Below are 4,355 nucleotides of genomic sequence, written 5' to 3'. Positions count from 1 at the left end.
CTTCAATAAAAAATTGAACTTTTGCCTTAGGATCTATATGTTTGTTGATATACATAATTATTGATTTACTTACTTCATCCTGCCATTTAGCCACATAATAATTATCCACAAGCTGGTTGTCATAATCTGTACTTATTCTAATAGCAAGATCAGAATTTGTGATAACTGTCGCATAATACTTCATTTCTTTGAACGAGTACGAAACACTTTGATGTTTAATAGCAATCTCTGGATAAGTTGCTTTCATATATCTCTCGACACTTTGAGCAAACTCTCTATTTTTCCATGGGTTACCATTGAAGTAAACAAATATAGATAGGCACAAGACAATAAAAGTCGTTAATAAGCTCCAAATCAAAAATTTTCGTTTCCCCATATTATCGACCTTTCTATGAGTTATTCCTTAGCAAGATATTAATACGATAAATGTGAAAATTTGATTGGTGCAGTTTATCAAATTAGCAGTTGGGTTATTCCAATGTCTATGCAAAGGGGGCACTTTAGGTCACAGTTCAAGCATGTACGCTGTTTTTCTACTGTCCTTATATTTAACTGTTACACTCGCGTGTGGCAGGAGAAAAGTACATATTTGATCATCTGTAGTTAATGTTTAATTATTGAAGGAGATATTGAGAGCTGTGAAAATTACGACCACCCATGCAGATCTACGGTAATTGGTGACAATAATATTAGTTGATTAACTAATACATCTAAATCTTTTGACTCATTACCATAGTAGTTCAAATCCATTATTTTTCCTTTGTAATAGATGGACACATCCCACCCATCCGCAATTAATTTTTTCGTGATATTATCGCTCGTTTCTTCGATTCTGTTTGCTGCATCGAGTAGAACCTTTGATTCTTCAGCTGTCAGTTTCCTTTTTTTATATCTATTACTTTTCTTAAGTGAAAATCAAACGTTTGATGCTTCCGAACACCTTTTGATACCTCGAGCATTTTATCTGACCTTACTACAAACAAGTATGTTTCATCGAGTACTGCTGTAGGATATATTGAAATTTTCATTATTACATCATCGTCAACATCTTTCGAAGTATTCCTTAAAAAATATAATCCTATCAAAAGACATACGATAATCAAAACTAACCCAGAAAGCATATTCTTTTTCACTAGACTAATATGCTCCTTTCAAAGGTAATCCATGCTCTGCTCTTATATTGTTTTCAGTTATATCACCATTTCTAACATCTGATAAATATAAGCACCCATCGTTTTATATTCGTATTGCGCTCCACACATTGCTCTATCAGCATGAATCAATTCATGAACTAAACCAACATAAGAAGGTCGTTTTTGTCCACTAACATTTCCAGCTTTAGGGTCTGTAGTTTGTATAGTGGGATTAGATTTAGGATTAAAATAGACTGTTGCGTCACTTCCTACAGTTGTTACACTCGTATGTAGTTTAGCGCAAAGATAATCATCATTAACAAAAATCCTCTTCAATAGCATATCTTAATATAACTTTATTTCCTTATAAACACATAAACTCTTTTACATTTCGTACATCTCCATACATCATATTGGAGTGAACTACTTGGAAATATACCAGTTTAAAGCACCGAATACTGAACCAATGAAGCAGTGGCAATTCCCCACTATGATGCACCTTTTGATCCAGTTGATTTACTTCCTCCCTTTTTCACCAACATTCTAGATAAAAAACGCATACGTTTTGCTTCGCTACATTCCTATGAAAGGTGTTAGATCCACTGAATACTGCTTTAATACATTTTGTATAATAGCAAAAATAAACAACAAAACAAATGAAATCAAAATGTTTTTAAGCGTACGAAAAAAAGCTGCGAGCATAAACTGCTTCTCTTCCGCAATATAATATACGCCATTTCCTCCAACTAGCATCAAACAAACAGCAACTAATTTTATTGGAATTAAGTAACTCCAAGTTGGAATGCCCGTTCCAGCAATAGATATTAGATATCCTATTAAATATAATGGCAAGAAATATTTTAACCTTTTACTAATTGAAATCCCACCTTTAATTTAGTATGGAAGCATGCCTTTCGTAGTGAAATACATGTTAGTTATGGATTGAGAAATATCTGCTACCCCACTAGCTAACAATGCAGTATTAACTTGAACTGTTTTGTATACATGCCCATTACTAGTGTAGTAAGAAATGTTCATTTTACTGATATTTCCTTCCACTACAGTATATCCGACAACTCAGTGGACTTTTAATATCCCCTTCATACGTATCCTAGTTTATAAAACGGAACTTAGAATAAAGAAGGTGGCAACTGGCATCCTCAACCAATTACCACCAATTATATCATCCTACTTGCACTCTCGGAATCGTTGGCATCTCATAAGCTGATTTCTTCTTCATCATTGCGTAGATGATATTAATCAACTTCCTCATGATACATATAATGGCTTGCTGCTTTGTTTTCCCCTCGGATATCCGCTGTAAATAGTAAGCATGAAAATAGGGATTCCTCGGCACTCTTTTAGTGCGAGTAACGGCGATCTGACGGATAGCAAGGCTTTTGATGATGTCATGCAACTCTCGGTTTCCTTGCTTACTTTTGTGGTTGCGTGACTTATTTCCTGAACCAACCATTACTGGAGCAATACCAGCAAAACGAGCTAGCTTATCCGCTGTTGGAAAACGATGAATATCACCAATCTCTGCCACAAGTTCCGCTGCTGTCACAATATCTATTCCTGTCATGGATTCAAGTTGAAAGCCAAGCTGCCCCATCAACTGCTCGATTTCAACTTCAACCTTAGCAATCTCTTTCTTGAAAAAGCCAGCTGACCTCACCTGACTGACCACAACCGAATCGCGTGAATCTTGAAAGTCACGATACGTATCACCATCAACGGAAATAAGAGATAATATTTGACCAGCTTTCTTATGGGAAAGCCCATTATTGCTATGGCTTCGCAGAAACTCAGCTAATTTTTCCTCTGACAAGTCTTTCAATTTGTGCGGTGAAGGATATGCTTCCCAGAAGGCTAACGCCGTTTTACCATCAACTTCAGAGAAGAACTTCTTATAGCTTGGATATGGGTAACTAATCTGTTGATGTAGTTTCTTTACCGTTGCAGTTAGGCTTTTGGCAAACCATTTCCGCTGCGTGACAAGTTGACTAATCGCCCAGTACAAATCGATCGGCTTAGCATCAGGTAATCGCTCCAGTTCATCTCTCAATACCTTTGCAACACATTCAGCGTCCCAACTGTCAGACTTCTGAACCGTCACATGGCTCTGTCTTCTAGCATTTGCTAGTTTGGCATTGACCTCTTTCACCCAGCATTGATTTTCTTTAAGATAGACAGCCAACCCTCTGCCGTAACCTCCTACATCCTCAAGCCCATAGACAACCGACAATCCTTTTTTGGCATACTTCCTAACTTCCTTAACGAGCAAGGGAAATGCAGACGGCTTATTATCGAATTTAATTTCCCCTAACTTTTTGCTCCAACAGTCAATAATGACGGCTGTATGATGCTGTTTATGTAGGTCAACTCCTACATAAACAAGATTCTGCTGCTCAATCATTTTCCTCCGCTCCCTCTGTATTTGAATTGTTACTAATGAGTTTGATTCCAGTTCAATCAAGACTCGTTGCTACTCAGACACTTGCTCCGTATGTATCAGCCCATTAGTAACCACTCAAACGAGTGGCTAGAACAACATTGGTTAAATAAGTTTGCATCCTCAGTTCGAGCGGTCAATGCCGCAAAGACACGTTAGCAATATCTCATTTATCTTCAATGCGTTCCTTGACTAAATAATTGCTTGATGCACTCCATCTGCTTCGATCTGTCCGTAACGATACTTTCCCTGATAAAATGCTTTACGGTCTAGGATTCGCTTCACCTGTACCTTGGTGAACATCCTTCCTTGCTCCGTAGATAACCCTTCTTCATTCATTTTCTCAGCTAACGCCGATAATGACCATGTAGGATATTGCTCTTTAAGACAGAATAATCGTTGAACAATGGCTGCTTGCTTCTCATCAATAACGATCTTCTTTGAACCTCGTTTCCCCTTATAACCAAAAGGAATACCGCCACCTGCAAACTTGCCTTCGGATGCTTTCTTATTTCGCCCTCTACCTAATTTCATAGAGATTTCTAATCGCTGGTATGCATCCAACAACTCCATAAGACCGTTAATCAAAAAGTCTGATGGATCTTTCTTAAAGATGCTGTATGTTGGCTGCTCGATGCTTTGGATGTCAATGTTGTGCCTTTTCAATTCACGATGAACAAGCACTTTAACTAGATCACTTCGCCACAATCGGCTAGTGTTTAGAACAACCACGTAATCAACCTTATTGCTAGCTATGAACGACATCA

At 37.5% G+C, this 4,355-nt stretch carries 6 protein-coding genes; all 6 read right to left on the bottom strand.

What is annotated here, in order from left to right; translation table 11 throughout:
* A partial coding sequence (locus AZ66_RS27285; protein WP_044357780.1) for a YfjL-like protein occupies positions 1-376 on the bottom strand: 376 nt, incomplete at its 3' end.
* 496 nt (positions 377-872) lie between these two features.
* The gene (locus AZ66_RS27280; RefSeq protein WP_044357778.1) at positions 873-1,133 is read right to left on the bottom strand and encodes a hypothetical protein; all 261 of its coding nucleotides are present in this window, start codon (positions 1,131-1,133) and stop codon (positions 873-875) included.
* Positions 1,134-1,190: 57 nt separating this feature from the next.
* Complete coding sequence (locus tag AZ66_RS27275) at positions 1,191-1,469, bottom strand: hypothetical protein (protein ID WP_161627353.1); 279 nt, start codon at positions 1,467-1,469, stop codon at positions 1,191-1,193.
* A 237-nt stretch (positions 1,470-1,706) separates the two neighbouring features.
* Positions 1,707-1,985: a hypothetical protein gene (locus AZ66_RS27270; RefSeq protein WP_044357777.1), complete on the bottom strand. Its 279-nt coding sequence runs from the start codon at positions 1,983-1,985 to the stop codon at positions 1,707-1,709.
* 331 nt (positions 1,986-2,316) lie between these two features.
* The gene (locus AZ66_RS27265) at positions 2,317-3,552 is read right to left on the bottom strand and encodes an IS110 family transposase (RefSeq protein WP_044357776.1); all 1,236 of its coding nucleotides are present in this window, start codon (positions 3,550-3,552) and stop codon (positions 2,317-2,319) included.
* Between the two features lie 228 nt (positions 3,553-3,780).
* Positions 3,781-4,355: recombinase family protein (locus tag AZ66_RS27260; protein WP_044357775.1), on the bottom strand; the 575-nt coding region annotated here is incomplete at its 5' end.

Source organism: Paenibacillus sp. E194, from assembly GCF_000935845.1.
Taxonomy (GTDB): Bacteria; Bacillota; Bacilli; order Paenibacillales; family Paenibacillaceae; genus Paenibacillus_B; species Paenibacillus_B alvei_B.
Note: the sequence above shows the minus strand (reverse complement) of the source record. Positions and strands in the feature narration are given on the sequence as shown.

What these genes read in the sequence shown, in the direction of transcription:
- AZ66_RS27265 (WP_044357776.1), bottom strand. Translation starts at nt 3,552, where the DNA reads ATGATTGAGCAGCAGAATCTTGTTTATGTAGGAGTTGACCTACATAAA.